The sequence below is a fragment of the Pseudomonas sp. Z18(2022) genome, from assembly GCF_036346535.1.
In the GTDB taxonomy this organism is placed as follows: Bacteria; Pseudomonadota; Gammaproteobacteria; order Pseudomonadales; family Pseudomonadaceae; genus Aquipseudomonas; species Aquipseudomonas yamanorum_A.
The window spans coordinates 71,767-90,258 of the sequence record NZ_JAOTOA010000002.1; the positions used below are offsets into that span (position 1 = coordinate 71,767).

18 protein-coding genes are annotated in these 18,492 nt (G+C 61.7%); 11 read left to right on the forward strand and 7 right to left on the reverse strand.

Annotation, left to right across the window (positions count from 1 at the left end; translation table 11 throughout):
* Positions 1-161: 161 nt before the first annotated feature.
* Positions 162-1,439 (forward strand): 4-aminobutyrate--2-oxoglutarate transaminase, encoded by a 1,278-nt coding sequence (gene gabT / locus V3W39_RS05655; RefSeq protein WP_003218153.1) that lies wholly within the window; start codon positions 162-164, stop codon positions 1,437-1,439.
* Positions 1,440-1,576: 137 nt separating this feature from the next.
* Positions 1,577-2,785 carry an HDOD domain-containing protein gene (locus tag V3W39_RS05660; protein WP_177116159.1) on the forward strand — a complete coding sequence of 403 codons (1,209 nt, stop codon included), beginning with the start codon at positions 1,577-1,579 and terminating at the stop codon, positions 2,783-2,785.
* Between the two features lie 136 nt (positions 2,786-2,921).
* Here the strand turns inward: V3W39_RS05660 and V3W39_RS05665 are convergent, their stop codons facing one another.
* Both V3W39_RS05665 and desA read right to left on the reverse strand, forming a co-directional pair.
* Positions 2,922-3,920 (reverse strand): GGDEF domain-containing protein, encoded by a 999-nt coding sequence (locus tag V3W39_RS05665; protein ID WP_177078944.1) that lies wholly within the window; start codon positions 3,918-3,920, stop codon positions 2,922-2,924.
* A 427-nt stretch (positions 3,921-4,347) separates the two neighbouring features.
* Positions 4,348-5,532, reverse strand: a complete 1,185-nt coding sequence (gene desA / locus V3W39_RS05670) for a delta-9 fatty acid desaturase DesA (protein ID WP_330212340.1) — start codon at positions 5,530-5,532, stop codon at positions 4,348-4,350.
* Between the two features lie 166 nt (positions 5,533-5,698).
* On the opposite strand from desA, the gene dibA reads away from it, so the two are divergent.
* The 6 genes from dibA (at position 5,699) to V3W39_RS05700 (ending at position 12,070) form a co-directional block, all read left to right on the forward strand.
* A complete protein-coding gene (gene dibA, locus V3W39_RS05675) occupies positions 5,699-7,609 on the forward strand; it encodes a phosphodiesterase DibA (RefSeq protein ID WP_259195159.1) in 1,911 nt (636 codons plus the stop codon).
* A 304-nt stretch (positions 7,610-7,913) separates the two neighbouring features.
* The gene (oscA, locus tag V3W39_RS05680) at positions 7,914-8,096 is read left to right on the forward strand and encodes a sulfur starvation response protein OscA (protein ID WP_003170956.1); all 183 of its coding nucleotides are present in this window, start codon (positions 7,914-7,916) and stop codon (positions 8,094-8,096) included.
* A 76-nt stretch (positions 8,097-8,172) separates the two neighbouring features.
* Complete coding sequence (locus V3W39_RS05685; protein WP_010168832.1) at positions 8,173-9,183, forward strand: sulfate ABC transporter substrate-binding protein; 1,011 nt, start codon at positions 8,173-8,175, stop codon at positions 9,181-9,183.
* 198 nt (positions 9,184-9,381) lie between these two features.
* Positions 9,382-10,200: a sulfate ABC transporter permease subunit CysT gene (cysT, locus tag V3W39_RS05690; protein ID WP_177042306.1), complete on the forward strand. Its 819-nt coding sequence runs from the start codon at positions 9,382-9,384 to the stop codon at positions 10,198-10,200.
* Between the two features lie 13 nt (positions 10,201-10,213).
* A complete protein-coding gene (gene cysW, locus V3W39_RS05695) occupies positions 10,214-11,086 on the forward strand; it encodes a sulfate ABC transporter permease subunit CysW (RefSeq protein WP_177042304.1) in 873 nt (290 codons plus the stop codon).
* 3 nt (positions 11,087-11,089) lie between these two features.
* A complete protein-coding gene (locus tag V3W39_RS05700) occupies positions 11,090-12,070 on the forward strand; it encodes a sulfate/molybdate ABC transporter ATP-binding protein (protein ID WP_177042302.1) in 981 nt (326 codons plus the stop codon).
* 155 nt (positions 12,071-12,225) lie between these two features.
* Here the strand turns inward: V3W39_RS05700 and V3W39_RS05705 are convergent, their stop codons facing one another.
* Complete coding sequence (locus V3W39_RS05705) at positions 12,226-12,750, reverse strand: Mpo1 family 2-hydroxy fatty acid dioxygenase (RefSeq protein WP_330212341.1); 525 nt, start codon at positions 12,748-12,750, stop codon at positions 12,226-12,228.
* A gap of 83 nt (positions 12,751-12,833) precedes the next feature.
* On the opposite strand from V3W39_RS05705, the gene V3W39_RS05710 reads away from it, so the two are divergent.
* Together V3W39_RS05710 and V3W39_RS05715 are read left to right on the forward strand one after the other, a co-directional pair.
* Positions 12,834-13,520, forward strand: a complete 687-nt coding sequence (locus V3W39_RS05710) for a Crp/Fnr family transcriptional regulator (protein ID WP_330212342.1) — start codon at positions 12,834-12,836, stop codon at positions 13,518-13,520.
* 37 nt (positions 13,521-13,557) lie between these two features.
* Entirely contained in the window at positions 13,558-13,923 is a 366-nt protein-coding gene (locus tag V3W39_RS05715; protein ID WP_003218132.1) for a response regulator, read from the forward strand.
* Positions 13,924-14,069: 146 nt separating this feature from the next.
* On the opposite strand, the gene V3W39_RS05720 is transcribed toward V3W39_RS05715, so the two are convergent.
* Entirely contained in the window at positions 14,070-15,074 is a 1,005-nt protein-coding gene (locus V3W39_RS05720) for an AraC family transcriptional regulator (protein ID WP_177042296.1), read from the reverse strand.
* A 101-nt stretch (positions 15,075-15,175) separates the two neighbouring features.
* On the opposite strand from V3W39_RS05720, the gene V3W39_RS05725 reads away from it, so the two are divergent.
* Positions 15,176-16,255 carry a fatty acid desaturase gene (locus V3W39_RS05725; RefSeq protein ID WP_177120265.1) on the forward strand — a complete coding sequence of 360 codons (1,080 nt, stop codon included), beginning with the start codon at positions 15,176-15,178 and terminating at the stop codon, positions 16,253-16,255.
* Positions 16,256-16,293: 38 nt separating this feature from the next.
* On the opposite strand, the gene V3W39_RS05730 is transcribed toward V3W39_RS05725, so the two are convergent.
* From V3W39_RS05730 to V3W39_RS05740, 3 genes are all read right to left on the reverse strand, one after another.
* Positions 16,294-16,605 (reverse strand): putative quinol monooxygenase, encoded by a 312-nt coding sequence (locus V3W39_RS05730; RefSeq protein ID WP_003218128.1) that lies wholly within the window; start codon positions 16,603-16,605, stop codon positions 16,294-16,296.
* A 121-nt stretch (positions 16,606-16,726) separates the two neighbouring features.
* The gene (locus tag V3W39_RS05735) at positions 16,727-17,584 is read right to left on the reverse strand and encodes a glycine betaine ABC transporter substrate-binding protein (protein WP_259195161.1); all 858 of its coding nucleotides are present in this window, start codon (positions 17,582-17,584) and stop codon (positions 16,727-16,729) included.
* 14 nt (positions 17,585-17,598) lie between these two features.
* Entirely contained in the window at positions 17,599-18,480 is an 882-nt protein-coding gene (locus V3W39_RS05740) for a LysR family transcriptional regulator (protein ID WP_330212343.1), read from the reverse strand.
* Positions 18,481-18,492 lie beyond the last annotated feature (12 nt).

Genomic DNA, 18,492 nt, shown 5'->3' on the forward strand with positions numbered 1-18,492 from the left:
AACGCAAAGGGCACGAGAGCGCTGTCCCTTTGCGTGTTTCACCCCGTTATTCGTAGTGGCCGGGAAAGCTGTGGCAGTCGATCATCGCATGCTGCCGTAGTTGCCTCCCCGCCACGTATTCCTTGGACCACGCCACCCGATGAGTGGCGAATGAGGACTTTATGAGCAAGACCAACGCATCCCTGATGAAACGCCGCGAAGCCGCTGTACCACGCGGTGTTGGCCAGATTCACCCGATCTTCGCCGAGTCGGCAAAGAACGCCACCGTGACCGACGTTGAAGGTCGCGAGTTCATCGACTTCGCCGGCGGTATCGCCGTGCTGAACACCGGCCACGTGCACCCGAAAATCATCGCGGCCGTGACCGAACAGCTGAACAAGCTGACTCACACCTGCTTCCAGGTATTGGCCTACGAGCCATACGTTGAGCTGTGCGAAAAAGTTAACGCCAAGGTTCCGGGTGATTTCGCCAAGAAAACCCTGCTGGTCACCACCGGTTCCGAAGCGGTAGAAAACGCCGTGAAGATCGCCCGTGCCGCCACTGGCCGTGCCGGTGTGATCGCCTTCACCGGCGCTTACCACGGTCGCACCATGATGACCCTGGGCCTCACCGGTAAAGTCGTGCCGTACTCGGCCGGCATGGGCCTGATGCCAGGCGGCGTGTTCCGCGCACTGTTCCCGAACGAACTGCACGGCGTGAGCGACGACGACTCCATCGCCAGCATCGAACGCATCTTCAAGAACGATGCCGAGCCGCGTGATATCGCTGCCATCATCATCGAGCCGGTGCAGGGCGAAGGCGGTTTCTACGTCGCGCCTAAATCCTTCATGAAGCGCCTGCGTGAACTGTGCGACAAGCACGGCATCCTGCTGATCGCCGACGAAGTGCAAACCGGTGCCGGCCGTACCGGTACTTTCTTCGCCATGGAACAGATGGGCGTTGCTGCCGACCTGACCACCTTCGCCAAATCCATCGCGGGCGGCTTCCCGCTGGCCGGCGTGTGCGGCAAGGCGGAGTACATGGACGCCATTGCTCCAGGCGGCCTGGGCGGCACTTACGCCGGTAGCCCGATCGCTTGCGCCGCGGCCCTGGCCGTGATGGAAGTGTTCGAAGAAGAGCACCTGCTGGACCGCTGCAAGGCTGTCGGCGAGCGCCTGGTGACCGGCCTGAAAGCTATCCAGGCCAAGTACCCGGTGATCGGTGAAGTACGTGCCCTGGGCGCGATGATTGCGGTCGAGCTGTTCGAAGATGGCGACAGCCACAAGCCGAACGCAGCAGCCGTTGCTTCCGTGGTGGCCAAGGCTCGCGACAAGGGCTTGATCCTGCTGTCCTGCGGCACCTACGGCAACGTGTTGCGCGTACTGGTTCCGCTGACCTCGCCGGACGAGCAGTTGGACAAAGGCCTGGCGATCATCGAAGAGTGCTTCTCCGAGCTGTGATCAAAAGTTGACCTGATCGACAAAAAACCCGCTTAGGCGGGTTTTTTTGTGCCCGATGAACGGTATTCAGCGGTTGTTCATTGTACGCAGGCGGCTCCTTTGTCTAAGGTGCAGGTATTGCCGATGGAGCGTGCTGGATGACTGCTGTTGATTTACCTGCGGTACCCCGTGTGTTGATTGCCGAGGCCGATCCTTGGTCCCGGGATTTGCTCAAGCAGGTGTTGTTGAATGTGCGCTGTGACGCGCGGCTGGATGTGTGTGCCGATGGCCAGCGGGCTGCCGAGTTGCTGCGAGAAAAACCCTATGACCTGATCATCGCCGACTGGGAGCTGCCCGGCGTCGATGGCCTGAGCCTGCTGCGCAGCCTGCGCCAGCAACGGCGATCGCCGCTGTTGCCGTTTATCCTGCTGAGCACCCGCAACGACAGCGCCAGCGTGCGCGAAGCCTTGCCCCTGGCGCCGACGGCGTACCTGACCAAACCCCTGAACATGGAAGGCCTGACCCAGCGCCTGCAAGACTTGCTGCTGAACGAAGGCGAGACGGTGTACTGCGAAGTCCCGGCCCTGGCGCCGGGTATGACCTTGGCGGTGTTCCTGGAGCGGCGCCGCGAAGCGTCCGACGGCGCGCCGCTGCGGGTCGACGTGCAGGCCGCAGTGCAACACAGCCTGGAACCGGAAGGCCTGGACCTCAAGCGCCTGGAAGAACAGGTGCGCATAGACCCGCAAATCACCGCCGTGCTGATCGCCGCGGCCAACAGCGCCGGCCATCACGGTTCGCCGGTGCAAACCTTGTCCATGGCCCTGCACAAGCTGGCGGCCGGGCAAAGCATGAACCTGATCCTGGGGCTCGCCCTCAAGCACAACGTGGTGCTGAGCGACCCAAGCCTTGTGGATTACGCCGAGCGTCACTGGCAGCTGTCCCAACGCACCGCCGATTACGCCCGCAGCCTGGCGCGCATGCTCGACCTGGATCACGAGCGCTGCTACAGCGCCGGCATCCTCCATCGCCTCGGCGACCTGGCCTTGCTGCGGTGCCTGCAAGACTGGCTGCAGGGCGGCGGCGAGCTGGATGACGAAGTGATTGGCGAGTCGCTTTACACCTTTGGTGCGGCCTATGGTTCGGCGTTGCGTACCCGCTGGCGCTTGCCGCTGGAGTTGCGCCAGTTGATCGCGGCGATTTATTCGCTGGAGGGCGGGGTGTATTCCCGGGAAGCGCTGGTGGTGAACCTGGCGGCGCAACTGGCACGGCTGACCGAGCATGAAGGCGTCGAGGCGCTGGCCAAAGGCAAGACGGCGCGCTTGCTCAAGGTGGGTTTGCCGGAATTGGCGCGCATGCGCAAAACCTAGCAGGCGATGCGGGCCAGCGTAGGAGCTGGCTTTTGTAGGAGCCGGGCTTGCCCGCGATGCAGGCACCTCGGTGTGTCAGTTGCACCGAGGTGATGCTATCGCAGGCAAGCCAGCTCCTACAGGGAATCGTGGTGCGTCAGCCCGTGAGCACGCGGTTTTTGCCCTGGCGCTTGGCCTCGTACATCGCGGCGTCGGCCCGGGCGAACAGGCTGTCCAGGTTGGCGTCCTCGGCGGTCAGGCTGGCCAGGCCCTGGCTGACGGTGACCGCGAAGCTCTCGCCGTCATGGCTGAAGCTCAGTTGCGCAATCTCGTGTCCCAGGCGTTCGGCCACCTGCATGGCCATTTCCGGGGCGCAACCGGGCAGCACCGCCGCGAATTCTTCGCCGCCAATGCGCCCGAACAGGTCGCCACGGCGCAAAACCCCTCGACCGCTCTCGGCGATACGCCGCAGCACCTGATCGCCCTCCAGATGGCCGTAGGTGTCGTTGATCACTTTGAAGTCATCGATGTCCAGCAACAGGAACGCCAACGGCGTGCCTTGCAGGCAGGCGCGTTCGAACTCGTGGTGGGCGCACTCGAAGAAGTGTCGGCGGTTGCTGCTGCGGGTCAGCACGTCGGTGGTGGCCAGGCGGTGCAGCTCTAGCTCAAGCTGCTTCTTGTCGGTGATGTCTTCGGCCATGCCCACCACGATCACCGGCTGGCCGGGCTCGGCCTGCTGGCTGATGTAGCACTTGTCGCTGAGCCAGCGGATCTGCCCGTCGGCGGTGATGATGCGGTACTCGCGGTCTTCCACGGCGCCGCTGTGCAGCACCTGGGCCAGGCTGTGTTCGGCGTAGTCGAGGTCTTCGGGGTGGATGCTGTCGCGCCATTCCCGATAGTCGCTCAGCAGCAGGCCCGCCGTACGTCCGAAAACCCGCTCATAGGCCGGGCTGACATACAGCACGCGGCGGGTGTCCCACTCGATGGCCCAGAGCACGGCATTCACGCTCACCAGCAGCGAACTCAGCAGTTGCTCGCGTTCACTCAAACGCTCCACTTCGCCCTGGGCATGCATCAGCGCCAGCAACGTAGCGGCGGCGGCCGGTCGTGGCTGGTCGAGGACGGGTGGGTCGGTGAAGGTCTTTTCGTGGACCATCGGCACAACTCTCTCTGGGCATGCCGCGGGGTTGGGCAGCGGTCACAACAAGGGCCGCCGGGATGGCGAAGTGTTGTTTGAGAGGGGGAATTTGCAGCGAAGTTCCGTTATCAGCGTCGATTTGAGGCGACCAAGAAATGGCGTCAGAAACATGTAGGGACGAGCTTGTTGGGGTGGGGGGCTTGCTGTGGGGAGGGAGATAGCTGTGGGGAGGGGGCTGCTGTGGTGAGGGAGATAGCTGTGGTGAGGGGGCTGCTGTGGCGAGGGAGCTTGCTGTGGCGAGGGAGCTTGCTCCCGCTGGGCTGCGTAGCGGCCCCAAAATCTTGGGAGCGCTGCGCACTCCAGCGGGAGCAAGCTCCCTCACCACAGCAAGCTCCCTTGCCACAGCAGCCCCCTCGCCACAAAAAATCGGCTCGCTACAGCCGTGTCAGACCGCCGCAGGCCGCAGCGAATAGGTCTTCAACTGGTGGGCAAAGTCCCGCAGGGATTGAATCCCGCTGGCCTCGGCCTCGTGTACCCATTCCTTGATCGCCGCCAGCATGTCGTGGCCGTTGGTGCTGGTTTTCAGCCAGATCTGTTGCAGCGCCAGGCGCTTTTCGTAGATCACTTTCAGCGCCTGGCTGTGTTCCAGCATGCTCTGGATGCGCACGTGGTGACGGTCGTCCAGCAGGCTGGTTTCCCGCGACAGCAGGCGCTTGGCGCGATGGAATTGGTGGCGTACCGAGTGATCCACCTTCTCCAGTTCCTGCTTGACCAGCGGGCCAATCACCAGCTTGCGGTACTGGGCCATGATCTGGAAACGGTTGTTGAGGATCGCCATGGCGGTGTCCATGTCCAGGTGGCCTTTGCCTTCGACCCGGTGGGCGATCGGCGCCACCCGTTGCACCCTGGCCAGGCGCAGGAAGCTGAACACTTTGATCCAGGCCCAGCCCAGGTCGAATTCCCACTTCTTCACCGACAGCTTGGCGGAGTTGGGGTAGGTGTGGTGGTTGTTATGCAGCTCTTCGCCGCCAACGATGATGCCCCAGGGAATCAGGTTGGTCGCCGCGTCGCGGCATTCGAAATTGCGGTAGCCGATGGCATGGCCCAGGCCGTTGATCACGCCGGCGGCCCAGAACGGGATCCACATCATCTGGATGGCCCAGATGGTGATGCCGATGGTGCCGAACAGCAGCAGGTCGATCACGCCCATGATTGCTACGCCCAGCAACGGGTACGGGGTGTAGAGCTTGCGTTCGATCCAGTCTTCCGGGCAGTTCTTGCCGTAGATGCGCAAGGTCTCGGGGTTCTCGGCCTCGGCCCGATACAGCTCGGCGCCTTTGCGCAGCACGGTAGACAAGCCTTTGATCACCGGGCTGTGGGGATCGTCGACGGTTTCGCACTTGGCGTGGTGTTTGCGGTGGATGGCGGTCCACTCGCGGGTGTTCTGCGCCGTGGTGAGCCACAGCCAGAAGCGGAAGAAGTGTTTCAGGCCAGCATTGAGCTCCAGGGAGCGGTGGGCTGAATAGCGGTGCAGATAGACCGTGACCCCGACAATGGTCACGTGGGTCATCAACAGGGTGACCGCGACCAGTTGCCAGGCCGACAAGTCAAGAAAACCGTTGTACCACATAGGCTGTATGGCCCTCAGATAAAGAAAAAAACAGCATCCGCATTATCACTCCCTTTTCGGATAAAACCAGTGACCGTTTCAGATAAGACTTACAAGGTGTTTCCTATTCTATAATCCGGGTCGTTTGTAGGGCGATTCTGGTTTTTTAGTAAGGATTACTGACCATATGCTGTTTTCATACCGAGGTGCCCTGCGTGCGGGGCTGATGTACCTGCTGGTTTCGATTGTGTGGATTCAGCTCAGCCATCAGGTATTGATCAACTTTATCGATGAGCCCTTGGAGTTGGGCCGCTGGCTTCAGATGCGCGGTTATCTGTGGGTCAGCCTCAGTGCCCTGGCGATTTACCTGATCTGCGCCCGTTTTGCCCGGGCAAACCTGATCCAGCAGCCCCTGAAGGAAAACCGCGAGCGCCTGCGCCAGGCCGCCGCCGTGTTCGATTGCACCCGTGAAGGGGTGTTGGTCACCGATGCCCAAGGGCTGATCGTTCACGTCAACCGGGCCTTCATCGAAATCACCGGCTACCAGCGCGACGACGTGCTGGGCCGCCAGCCGAGCCTGTTCAAGTCCGGGCGCCACTCCGCCAGTTTCTATCAACAGATGTTCCAGACCCTGGAGCGCGAAGGCGAATGGAGCGGCGAGATCTGGAACCGCCGTAAAAGCGGCGAAATCTATCCACAGTGGCAAACCATCCGGGTGATCCGCGATGAGCAGGGCCAGCTCAGCCACTACGTCGCGGTGTTCTCCGACATCAGCGCCATCAAGCACTCCGAGCACGAGTTGGCGCACCTGGCCCACCACGACCCGCTCACCGACCTGCCCAACCGCCTGCTGTTCACCGACCGCGCCGAACAGGCCCTGGCCTCGGCGCAGATCCATAAACGCGGCTGCGCCTTGCTGTTGTTGGACCTGGACCACTTCAAGATCATCAACGACAGCCTCGGCCACAACGTCGGTGACCAGTTGCTCAAGGCCGTGGGCGAACGTTTGCAAGGCCTGTTTGGTCCCGGCGTGACCCTGGCGCGCCTGGGTGGTGACGAGTTCGCGGTGCTGGCGGAAAGTTGTCCACAGGTGGTCCAGGCCGCGGCCCTGGCGCAACGGATTCTCGACGCGATGAAAGACCCGGTGATCTTCGATGGTCATCAACTGTTTATCAGCGTCAGCATTGGCATCAGCCTGTTTCCCAGCGATGCCTTGAGCGCCGAACAACTGCTGCGCAACGCCGACTCCGCGCTGTTCAAGGCCAAAAGCGCCGGCCGCGAAGGCTACGCCTTGTACACCGAAGAACTCACCGCCCACGCCCAGCACCGCGTGGAAATGGCCGGCGAACTGCGCCGTGCCCTGGATCAGCAAGAGCTGCGGGTCTACTACCAGCCGGTGCACGACCTGCAAGACAGCCGCCTGATCGGCGTCGAAGCCCTGGTGCGCTGGCAGCACCCGGAGCGCGGGCTGGTGCCGCCGGGGGAATTTATCCCGATTGCCGAGCGTACCGGGCTGATTGCCGATATTGATGCTTGGGTCATGGACCAGGCCTGCCGGCAGATGTGCCAGTGGCTGGCCGAGGGCGCGCCGCTCACGTTCCTCGCGGTGAACGTGTCCAGCCGCCTGTTTGCCCGGCGTGAGCTGTACGGGCAAGTGGCCAAGGTGCTACATGACACGGGGCTGGATCCGGCGTTCCTGGAGCTGGAAGTCACCGAAAGCGCGGTAATGGAAGACCCGGAAGTCGCCCTTGAGCAAATGCACCGCCTGCGGGAGCTGGGCTTGCGCCTGGCGATTGATGACTTCGGCACCGGTTATTCATCGCTGTTGCGGCTCAAGCGGTTGCCGGTGCAGAAGCTCAAGATCGATCAGGGCTTCGTCGCCGGGTTGCCGTGGGATGAAGACGACGCGGCGATTGTACGGGTGGTGATCGCATTGGCGCAGAGCATGGGCATGCAGGTGCATGCCGAGGGCATCGAGCAGGTTGAACAGGCGCGGTTTCTGTTGGAGCAGCGCTGTGACCTGGGCCAGGGGTATTGGTTTGGTCGGCCGATGCCGGCCAATGAGCTGGATTGGGCCAAGGCGCCGATCATTCGCTGAACATCATGTGGGTTTTGTGGCGAGGGAGCTTGCTCCCGCTGGGGTGCGCAGCGCCCCCAAAAAATGGGACTGCTACGCAGTCCAACGGGAGCAAGCTCCCTCGCCACAAGTACAGCACTCGTTCTTGCTTCGGTATTTTCAGGCCCAAACCCCGCGCAACCCCTCGCCCCACCAGAAAATTCTTTCTGGTTATATAAACATTCTTAAATAGTATTTTTAAGAATATCCGCGCTTATCTACTATCGCCCTCACGCCGCAAGCAGTGCCGCCACTGCGAGGCACTTCTCATTTCAGGAGCACGACCATGAGCGCATCTCTACGTAGCGTTGACGGCCAGGACGAAGCAGCCATTTTGCGCGAGATCCAGAGCGCCCTGCGCGATCTGCGGTTTGGTGCGGTGGAAATCACTGTGCACAACGCCCAGGTAGTACAAATCGAACGCAAAGAGAAATTCCGTTTGCAGAACCCGGGCAACAAACCGAGCTGAGCAAGATCGGCGATTCGATTGCAAGACCCGCAACTATAAGAAAAAAGCCAACACCCAAGAATTTCAGGAGCCTTCTATGTCGTCGATTCGCCGTTATGCCCTGGCAGCACTGGCCAGTGCCGTGTTTGCCGGTTCCGCTGTTGCCAAGGATTACGAACTGCTCAACGTGTCTTACGACCCGACCCGCGAGCTCTACCAGGACTACAACGCTGAATTCACCAGCTTCTGGAAGAAAGAGCACCCGGGCGACAACGTCAAGATCCAGCAGTCCCACGGTGGTTCGGGCAAGCAAGGCCGTGCGGTGATCGACGGCCTGCGTGCCGACGTGGTGACCCTGGCCCTGGCCGGCGACATCGACGAAATCGCAAAACTGGGCAAGACCCTGCCGGAAAACTGGCAAACCCGCCTGCCGGACGCCAGCACCCCGTACACCTCGACCATCGTGTTCCTGGTGCGCAAGGGCAACCCTAAAGGCATCAAGGATTGGGGCGACCTGATCAAGAAAGACGTTTCCGTGATCACCCCGAACCCGAAAACTTCCGGCGGTGCCCGCTGGAACTTCCTCGCCGCCTGGGCCTATGGCCTGAAAGCCGGTGGCAGCGAAGCCAAGGCCCAGGAATACGTGAAAGAACTGTTCAAGCACGTGCCGATCCTCGACACCGGCGCTCGCGGTTCGACCATCACCTTCGTCAACAACGGTCAGGGTGACGTCTTGCTGGCCTGGGAAAACGAAGCCTTCCTGGCCCTGAAAGAAGATGGCGGCGCCGACAAGTTCGACATCGTTGTGCCTTCGCTGTCGATCCTCGCCGAGCCGCCAGTGGCCGTGGTCGACAAGAATGCCGAGAAAAAGGGCAACACCGAAATTGCCACCGCCTACCTCAAGCACCTGTACAGCCCGGCTGGCCAGGAGATTGCGGCGAAGAACTTCTACCGCCCACGCGATGAGAAAGTCGCCGCCAAATACGCCCAGCAGTTCCCGAAACTGGACCTGGTGACTATCGACAAAGACTTCGGCGGCTGGAAAACTGCCCAACCGAAATTCTTCAATGACGGTGGCGTGTTCGACCAGATCTACTCGGCGCAGTAAGCCAAACTACCGGTAGGAGCGCGCCTTTCTGTGGGAGCTGGCTTGTGTGGGAGCTGGCTTGCCTGCGATAGCATCACTGCGGTGTGGCTGACACCCCGAGGTGACGCTATCGCGGGCAAGCCCGGCTCCCACAGAAGAGCCGGCGCCCACAGAAAGCGCGCTCCTACAGTGGTATCTACCCGCTAACCAAGGACTCTTATGTCGCGTCGTATCTCCCCCGTCATACCCGGCTTCGGGCTGACGCTGGGCTACACCGTGGTGTACCTCAGCCTGATCGTACTCATCCCCCTGGCGGCGATGTTTGTACATGCCGCTCAACTCACCTGGGATCAGTTCTGGAACATCATCACCGCACCCCGTGTGCTGGCGGCGTTGAAACTGAGCTTCGGCACCGCGTTTTGCGCAGCGATCATCAACGGCATTATCGGCACCCTGCTGGCCTGGGTACTGGTGCGTTATACCTTCCCGGGTCGCAAGATCATCGATGCGATGATCGACCTGCCGTTTGCCTTGCCCACCGCCGTTGCCGGTATCGCGCTCACTGCGCTGTACACGCCGACAGGCCTGGTCGGGCAGTTCGCCGCAGACCTGGGCTTCAAGATCGCCTACACCCCCCTGGGCATTACCCTGGCACTGACCTTCGTCACGCTGCCATTCGTGGTGCGCACGGTGCAGCCGGTGTTGGCCGATATCCCCCGGGAAATCGAAGAAGCCGCCGCCTGCCTGGGTGCCAAGCCACTGCAAGTGTTCCGCTACATCCTGGTGCCGGCGCTGCTGCCCGCCTGGTTGACCGGCTTTGCGTTGGCCTTCGCCCGAGGCGTGGGTGAATACGGTTCGGTAATTTTCATCGCCGGCAACATGCCGATGAAAACCGAGATTCTGCCGTTGCTGATCATGGTCAAGCTCGACCAATACGACTACACCGGCGCCACGGCCATCGGCGTGATGATGCTGGTGGTTTCCTTTGTCCTGCTGCTGCTGATCAACTTGCTGCAGCGGCGCATCGAACACCCATAAGGAGGCGCGGAACATGTCCCAATCGTCTATTTCCGCCGCGTCCTCGGCCAACGCTGCCCGCCGTGGCAGTGCGGTGTCCCGACGCATCCTGATCAGCCTTGGCTGGCTGGTGTTCGCGCTGTTCCTGTTGCTGCCGCTGTTTATCGTGGTGTCCCAGGGCCTGAAGAATGGCCTGGGGGCGTTCTTCACCGCGATCCTTGAACCGGACGCGTTGTCGGCGCTGAAACTCACGGTGATCGCCGTGGTGATCTCGGTGCCGCTCAACCTGGTGTTCGGCGTCAGCGCCGCGTGGTGCGTGAGCAAGTACTCGTTCCGTGGCAAAAGTATCCTGGTGACGCTGATCGACCTGCCGTTCTCGGTATCGCCAGTGATCGCCGGCCTGGTCTACGTGTTGATGTTCGGCGCCCAGGGCTTCTTTGGCCCCTGGCTGCAGGACCATGACATCCAGATCGTGTTCGCCTTGCCGGGCATCGTGCTGGCGACGATCTTCGTCACCGTGCCGTTCGTGGCCCGTGAACTGATCCCGCTGATGCAGGAACAAGGCACCCAGGAAGAAGAGGCCGCGCGCCTGCTGGGTGCCAACGGCTGGCAGATGTTCTGGCATGTCACCGTGCCGAACATCAAGTGGGGCCTGATCTACGGCGTGGTGTTGTGTACGGCGCGGGCGATGGGTGAGTTTGGTGCGGTGTCGGTGGTGTCCGGCCATATTCGCGGCGTGACCAACACCTTGCCGCTGCACGTCGAGATCCTCTACAACGAATACAACCACGTCGCCGCGTTCGCCGTCGCGAGCCTGTTGCTGATCCTGGCGCTCTTCATCCTGCTGCTCAAGCAGTGGAGCGAGAACCGTATCAACCGCCTGCGCAAAAGCGCTGGTGAGGAATAAGTCATGTCGATCGAAGTCCGTAATGTCAGCAAGAACTTCAACGCCTTCAAGGCCCTGAACAGCATCAATCTGGACATCCAGAGTGGCGAGCTGGTGGCGTTGCTGGGCCCGTCCGGCTGCGGCAAGACCACCTTGCTGCGCATCATCGCAGGCCTGGAAACCCCGGATGACGGCAGCATCGTGTTCCACGGTGAAGACGTCTCCGGCCACGACGTGCGTGATCGCAACGTCGGCTTTGTGTTCCAGCACTACGCGCTGTTCCGCCACATGACCGTGTTCGACAACGTCGCGTTCGGCCTGCGCATGAAACCGAAAAACCAGCGCCCGACCGAAAGCCAGATCGCGGTCAAAGTCCATGAGTTGTTGAACATGGTGCAGCTCGATTGGTTGTCGGATCGCTACCCGGAACAACTCTCCGGCGGCCAGCGCCAGCGTATCGCCCTGGCCCGTGCCCTGGCGGTGGAACCTAAGGTGCTGCTGCTGGATGAACCGTTCGGTGCCCTGGATGCCAAGGTCCGTAAAGAACTGCGCCGCTGGCTGGCGCGCCTGCACGAAGACATCAACCTGACCTCGGTGTTCGTGACCCACGACCAGGAAGAAGCCATGGAAGTGGCGGACCGCATCGTGGTGATGAACAAGGGCGTGATCGAGCAGATCGGCTCACCGGGCGAAGTCTACGAAAACCCGGCCAGCGATTTCGTTTATCACTTCCTCGGCGACTCCAACCGTTTGCATTTGGGTGAAGACAAGCACGTGCTGTTCCGTCCCCACGAAGTGTCGCTGTCGCGCCATGAGCTGGAAGACCACCACGCCGCTGAAGTACGTGATATTCGCCCACTGGGCGCGACCACCCGGGTGACCCTGAAGGTCGAGGGCCAGAGCGAGCTGATCGAGGCTGAAGTGGTGAAGGATCACGACAGCCTGACCGGTTTGGCGCGGGGCGAGACGTTGTTCTTCAAGCCCAAGGTCTGGCAAAAAGCTTAAGACCGCTGCAAAACCAATGTGGGAGCAGGCTTGTGTGGGAGCTGGCTTGCCTGCGATGGCATCCCCTCGGTGTACCTGATACTCCGAGGCGTCTGCATCGCAGGCAAGCCAGCTCCTACAGAAAACCGGTTCCCACATTTAGTTTGTGTTGCTTGTCAGGCCGTGGCGTTCTTGTGCCGCACGGCCACCGGCCCCGAGCGCTCTTCAATCTGCTGCTTGAGTTCATGCCGCAGCCCCACCAGAAACGCCAACTCCGCCACCACAAACAACGGCCCCACGATCAACCCGGACACGTCATCGACAAACGCCGGTTTTTTGCCCTCGTAGTAATGCCCCACAAACTGGATCACCCAGCCCACCACGAACATGCCGATACCGCTGCTCAGCCACACCAGCGTGCTCTGCGCCGCCAGCACATGCCCGGCCCACACCGACAGGCCCATCAGCACCGTCATCAGCACACCGAGGGCCAGTTCCAGGCGCAGGTAGAACCACGCCGAGAGCAGCGCCACCACCACGGCCGGCGACAGCCACAGCCCGGCCACTGTCCATTCGGGGCGTGACAGCAGCACGGCCACGGCCACCACAATCAGCGGGATGCCGATAAAGTGGCTGGCGATATTGCGCGGGTCGCGGTGGTAGGCGGCGTATTGACTGAGATGGTCGACGAGGCTTTTCATTGTTATTCCTCCTGTAGGATGTTTGATCATGCCCTGTAGGCCTTCGACACACTGTCAACTGGCCGACAATCTTCGGAGTTCTCATGGATGCAGAGAAATGGCACCCACGGCTGGCCACCGGTCACTGGTACAGCCATCTGCCTGCTGACTTACAGAATAGCCTGCTGGCCAGCGCCCGGCTGCGGCAGCTGACGGCGGGGCAGTACCTGTTCAAGCGCGGCGACCCGCCGTGCGGGTTGTACGCGGTGCTGGAAGGCTCCCTGCGCATCAGCGCGGTGAATGAGCATGGCAAGGAAGCGGTGTTGAGCCTGGCAGAGTTACCGTACTGGTTCGGCGAGATCTCCCTGTTCGACGGGTTGCCACGCACCCACGACGCCTGCGCCGTCGGGCCTTGCACGCTGTTGCAAGTGCCGCAGCCGGCCCTGCTGAAAATCCTCGAAGACGCTCCGTGTTACTGGCGCGACATGGCCCTGTTGATGAGCCAGAAGCTGCGCCTGACCTTTATCAACATCGAGCAACTGAGCCTGATGCCGGCGTCGGTGCGGGTGGCGCACCGCTTGCTGATGATCGCCGAAGGCTACGGCGACATCGACCAGGCCCGGCAGGTGCTGCAACTGCCCCAGGAAGACTTGGCCGCGATGCTGAGCCTGTCGCGCCAGACCACCAACGCCTTGCTCAAGGAGCTGCAAGGCCAGGGCATCGTGCGCCTGGGCTATGGCGAGATCGAAATCCTCGACCCGCAGCGTTTGCGCGAGGCGGCGCACGCCTGAGGGTGGTAGCCTGCGTTACGATCATTCGAGGTGTGTTATGCGCGTCCTGCTAGTGGAACACGAGTCAGAGGCGGCCGAGGCGATGGGCCGCAGTCTTGAGGAGGCCAGCTACACGGTGGAGGTGGCGGCCAATGGCATGGCGGCCCTGCGCTTTGTGGAAAGCACCGAGTACGACCTGGTGATCCTGGATGTGATGTTGCCGGGGTTGAATGCCTGGAAGCTCCAACAGGCGATTCGGCTGAAAGGCGAGACGCCGATGCTGTTCCTGACCACGCCCGACGGGATTGAGGATCGGCTGCGCGGGCTGGAATTGCATGAGGATGATTATTTGCTCAAGCCGTTTGAAGCCCGGGCGTTGGTGGCGCGGGTGAAGAAGGTGTTGCGGCGGGATCGGGGGCGCTGATTGATCTGGCGCTTGTAGTGGCTGAACCATCGCTATCGCGGGCAAGCCCGGCTCCCACATTTGAACACTGTTGCCCAAGCCAACTCGGTCAACTGTGGGAGCCGGGCTTGCCCGCGATGAGGCCCTAACAGCCACCGCATCTCCAACTACCTTAAACCATCGCGAAACTGCCCCGGCGTCATCCCTGTCCAGCGCTTGAACGCCCGGTTAAAACTGCTGGTATCGGCAAACCCCAGCAAATGACTTATCTCCGCCAACGAACACTCGGGATCCCGCAGATGCAGGAGCGCGAGGTTCTCCCGGCACTCATTCAGCAGCGCATCAAACCGGCAGCCTTCGTCTGCCAGGTGCCGCTGCAAGCTGCGCAAACTCAAATGCAACGCCTGGGCAATCCGCTCGGCGCTCGGCTCACCGTCGGGCAACTGCGCTTCAATGGCCGAACGCACCTTGCGCTCCCAGGTCAGCGGCCGCAGTTGCGCCAGGGTGCGTTTGAGCACGGTTTCATTGTGTTCAGCCAACTCCGGGTTGGCATCGTCCAGGTGGCTGTCGAAGTCCCGGGCGGCGAATTCCAGGCGGTCTTCCTCGGCGGCAAAAAATACCGGCGCGCGAAACACCGTGTGCCACGGCTTGGGGTCGGCCGGCTCGGGCCGCCGCAGGTACACCGCCAGCGGCGCATATTCGCGGCCCAGGCGATTGCGACAGGTGCGCACGTAGATCGCCGCGAATGCATCAATTGCCTCAAACGCTGGCGCGGGCGTGCCGGCGGGCTGTTGCAGGCGAAAGCGGTAACGTTCGCCCTCGCGGCTAAGCTCCAGGCTCAAGGCATCGCTGACCACCTGGTGATAGCGCACGATCCGCTCGAACACTTCCCGCAGGCTGCCGCTGGCCACCAGCGCATAACCCAGGGCATGAAAGGTGGTGGGGCTGACAAACCGCGACACCCGCAAGCCAATCGCCGGGTCGCCACTGGCCTGCACCGCCAGTTCCCACAGGCGCGTGGTGGCCGACAACGGATAGCGCGCGTTGGGATCGTCCATCAACTGCGGGTCGAGCCCCGCCTTGGCGCACAGTGCGGCGCTGTCGAGGTCCAGGGCGTCCAACTGCTTGCGCAGGGCGCGGGTCCAGCTGGCTAGGGAGGTCGGTTCAGTCATGTTGATTGGCGCTTGCGGTCAACAGGTTGGCGTGTGGGGCTAGCGTCCCGCCAGATCGCATAGGGCAGGATGTACGCATCAATAAGACAGAGGATGGAAGCATGGACGGTACTTCTGCAAGTCCCCGGCAGATGAACGCGCAACAGCGTTCAGCGCACATTCGTGAAGTGGTGCTGGCCGAGGGTCTGTTATTGCGTGAGCGCCACCCCTGGCTGCTGCACCAGGACGCGCTTGGCGCGGGCATCCTGGCCTTTGCCCTGGTGGGCATGCTGGGTTCGGCGGCGCTGTATATCACCGGGCACATGGCGTGGTGGGTGTGCCTGTTGCTCAACGCGTTTCTGGCGTCACTGACTCACGAGCTGGAACACGACCTGATCCACAGCATGTACTTTCGCAAGCAGCGCCTGCCCCACAACCTGATGATGGGCCTGGTGTGGCTGGCGCGGCCGAGCACCATCAACCCCTGGGTGCGGCGCCATCTGCACCTCAATCACCACAAGGTGTCCGGCAGCGAAACCGACATCGAGGAGCGGGCAATCACCAACGGTGAGCCGTGGGGAATCGCGCGGTTGCTGATGGTCGGCGACAACATCATGTCGGCGCTGATCCGGGTGCTGCGGGCGCCGTCCTGGAAGCACAAGCTGGGCATTCTCAAGCGCACGGCATTGGTTTACGCACCGCTGGCGCTGCTGCATTGGGGCGCGTGGTATGTGTTCCTCGGCTTCCATGCGGCCAATGGCATCGCCAGCCTGCTGGGCGCGCCGATCGACTGGTCGGCCAACACCCTGGCGGTGATGCACGTCATCGACATCGCCGCCGTGGTGATCATCGGCCCCAACGTGCTGCGCACCTTCTGCCTGCACTTTGTCAGCTCCAACATGCACTACTACGGCGACATCGAACCGGGCAATGTGATCCAGCAAACCCAGGTGCTCAACCCTTGGTGGCTGTGGCCGTTGCAGGCGTTCTGCTTCAACTTCGGCAGCACCCACGGGATTCATCATTTTGTGGTCAAGGAGCCGTTCTACATTCGCCAGATGACGGTGAAAACGGCGCACAAGGTGATGGCTGAGATGGGCGTGCGCTTCAATGATTTCGGCACCTTTGCCCGGGCTAACCGGTTTGCGCGCCAGGAGGGACGGCTGAGCGAGCTCAACCCGGTGGAAACGACCGCGCGCTGAGCAAGCGTCCCGGTCACCCTGGGGTGACCGGGTGCGGTTTACTGAATGGCCTGGTAGAAGTTCACCTGTGCTTCATCGAGGTACGCGAGGATTTTCGCCGGCAGGCGCTCGGTGGGTTTCGCCGGGCCGAAGGCTTTGTAGAGCGTTTCGAAATGCGCGTGCAGGTCCGCGACGCTTTCCCACTGTTCGTTGAGAAAGAACCGGTTGGGGTTCTCTTCATCCTTGTGCCATTGATAGACCACGGCCTTGTCGTGCTGATGGGTGAGTTTCTGTGAAACGGCCGCCACATCACGATAGAACTCGGCCTGCTTGCCTTCTTTGATGGTGCCGCTGAAAACCAGGTAGAGCATGTTGGAATCCTCGGTTTGGGGAGATTGCAGAACATCTGCATCGCCAAACTAGCCTCAGTGAGCGGGCCCTTGTAGCCAGCCCGCCGCGAATTCAGAATTCGTAAAAGGCCTCGTTGCCGAGTCAGGCCAGTGGGGCGAGCCAGGTGCGCAAGGTGTCGGGATGCCTTGCCAGCCAGTCGCTCGCGGCGTCATCCGCGGCTTGCCCTCCACGGTTGAGCGCATCATCAAGTTCGGCAACGATGAGGTTGGAGAGGCGAATATTGTCCAGCACCTGGATTTCGGCAGCCGTGAGTAACACCAGGCGATCCTCGCGGGCCAGCAGCACCGCTCTGTCGACACTGCCGAGTAATCCCTTGGGGTCTTTCAGGTCGCGAATTCGATAACGGTGGTGCAGGAACTGAGGATGCCACAGCGGCACGATGCCCCAGCGCCGCTGCTGATACAGCGCCTCGAACGCCTTAATACAATCGTCCTGGCTGCCCGTGCGGAACTGATATCCGGCGTTGTTCAACCCGTATTCGTCCATGATTTTCAGCGAGAAACGAGTAATGCCTGCACCCGGGCCGATCCCCTGGATCAGCGGGTTCATCCGGGCCCGGACGTCGGGCTTGAGCAGGTCCTCGATGGATTCCACGTCCTGCTCGCTGACGTAGTCCGGCACTCCCCACAAGGCATAAGGCTGATAGTGCAGGCCCAGTTCGCGAGTGGGCGTCACTGCCTCCACCGCTTGCTTGTACAGCCCGTGGCTGAACGGAATCCAGGCGGAGACCAGCATGTCGACCGAGCCTTTGCGCAACTGCTCGAAGTTTTCCTCGTGCAGGGCATAGTGGCGCTCAACGGTCAGGCCCATGCGTTGCAACACCTGCGCTACTACCGCAGCGGTAACCCGATGGAAAGACAGGTCCGTTACCCCTAGTCGAACGACGCGTGGGCCGCTCGCGAGATTTGTTTTGCCTGCAGTTTGGTGAGTCACCGTCATGATTTTTTCCTATGCTAAAAATCGCCCTGGAACTCGGCGATCATGAACTCGACGAACGCCCGAGCCTTGGAGGAGATCAACCGCGCGCTGGGGTAGATCGCCCAGATATCCCGGGTTTGCTCCAGCACACAGCACGGCATGATTTCCACCAACGCGCCGCTTTCCAGTGAGGCCCTGACGTTCCACTGTGAAACAGAGACGATGCCGAGCCCACCCTCGGCGGCAAGCCGCGCGCTTTCGCCGCAATTGACTCTGAGCGAACCACTGATTGCCGTGACTTCGTGTGACTGGGCGCCCACGAAACGCCAATGGTCCTCGTCGCCCAGCAGGATGCAGGAATGGTTGATCAGCTCCGCCGGTGAAGTCGGTTCGCCATGCGCCTGGAGGTAGGCGGGTGCCGCACACAGGATGCGCCGGTCGCAGCCGAGCTTGCGCGCCACCAGGGATGAGTCCTTCAAGGCGGCGATGCGGATTGCCACATCAATCCCGATCTCGGTCAGGTCCTGCATTTGATCGGACAGTATCAGGTCGATCTTCAGCTTCGGGTTGGCGTGCAGGAACCGGGTAATGGCCGGCATCAGGCACATCCGCGCGAAGGACCCGGGGGCGGATACTCTTAACACCCGCTTGGCCACGTCCTTGCCTTTCACCGCGACCAGATAGGCTTCGTCCACGGCTGCCAGCACCCGGATTGCATGGGGCAGAAACAGCGCGCCGTCTTCGGTCAGGCTGACCTGGCGGGTGGTGCGATGCAGCAGGCGCATGCCCAGGTATTCTTCAAGCTTCGCCAGTTTGTGGCTGGCCACCGAGGGCGCGAGTCCCAGCTCCCTGCCGGCTGCGGTGATATTGCCCAGTTCCGTTGATCGCATGAAAAGGTTCAACGCATCGATATTCATGCTTGTGCGCCG

Coding starts and splice junctions, on each gene's coding strand:
- cysT (WP_177042306.1), top strand. CDS start 9,382: ATGTCGCGTCGTATCTCCCCCGTCATACCCGGCTTCGGGCTGACGCTG.
- V3W39_RS05730 (WP_003218128.1), bottom strand. CDS start 16,605: ATGCTCTACCTGGTTTTCAGCGGCACCATCAAAGAAGGCAAGCAGGCC.
- V3W39_RS05715 (WP_003218132.1), top strand. CDS start 13,558: ATGCGCGTCCTGCTAGTGGAACACGAGTCAGAGGCGGCCGAGGCGATG.
- V3W39_RS05700 (WP_177042302.1), top strand. CDS start 11,090: ATGTCGATCGAAGTCCGTAATGTCAGCAAGAACTTCAACGCCTTCAAG.
- V3W39_RS05740 (WP_330212343.1), bottom strand. CDS start 18,480: ATGAATATCGATGCGTTGAACCTTTTCATGCGATCAACGGAACTGGGC.
- dibA (WP_259195159.1), top strand. CDS start 5,699: ATGCTGTTTTCATACCGAGGTGCCCTGCGTGCGGGGCTGATGTACCTG.
- V3W39_RS05710 (WP_330212342.1), top strand. CDS start 12,834: ATGGATGCAGAGAAATGGCACCCACGGCTGGCCACCGGTCACTGGTAC.
- V3W39_RS05660 (WP_177116159.1), top strand. CDS start 1,577: ATGACTGCTGTTGATTTACCTGCGGTACCCCGTGTGTTGATTGCCGAG.
- oscA (WP_003170956.1), top strand. CDS start 7,914: ATGAGCGCATCTCTACGTAGCGTTGACGGCCAGGACGAAGCAGCCATT.
- gabT (WP_003218153.1), top strand. CDS start 162: ATGAGCAAGACCAACGCATCCCTGATGAAACGCCGCGAAGCCGCTGTA.
- V3W39_RS05705 (WP_330212341.1), bottom strand. CDS start 12,750: ATGAAAAGCCTCGTCGACCATCTCAGTCAATACGCCGCCTACCACCGC.
- V3W39_RS05665 (WP_177078944.1), bottom strand. CDS start 3,920: ATGGTCCACGAAAAGACCTTCACCGACCCACCCGTCCTCGACCAGCCA.
- V3W39_RS05720 (WP_177042296.1), bottom strand. CDS start 15,074: ATGACTGAACCGACCTCCCTAGCCAGCTGGACCCGCGCCCTGCGCAAG.
- desA (WP_330212340.1), bottom strand. CDS start 5,532: ATGTGGTACAACGGTTTTCTTGACTTGTCGGCCTGGCAACTGGTCGCG.
- V3W39_RS05735 (WP_259195161.1), bottom strand. CDS start 17,584: ATGACGGTGACTCACCAAACTGCAGGCAAAACAAATCTCGCGAGCGGC.
- V3W39_RS05685 (WP_010168832.1), top strand. CDS start 8,173: ATGTCGTCGATTCGCCGTTATGCCCTGGCAGCACTGGCCAGTGCCGTG.
- V3W39_RS05725 (WP_177120265.1), top strand. CDS start 15,176: ATGGACGGTACTTCTGCAAGTCCCCGGCAGATGAACGCGCAACAGCGT.
- cysW (WP_177042304.1), top strand. CDS start 10,214: ATGTCCCAATCGTCTATTTCCGCCGCGTCCTCGGCCAACGCTGCCCGC.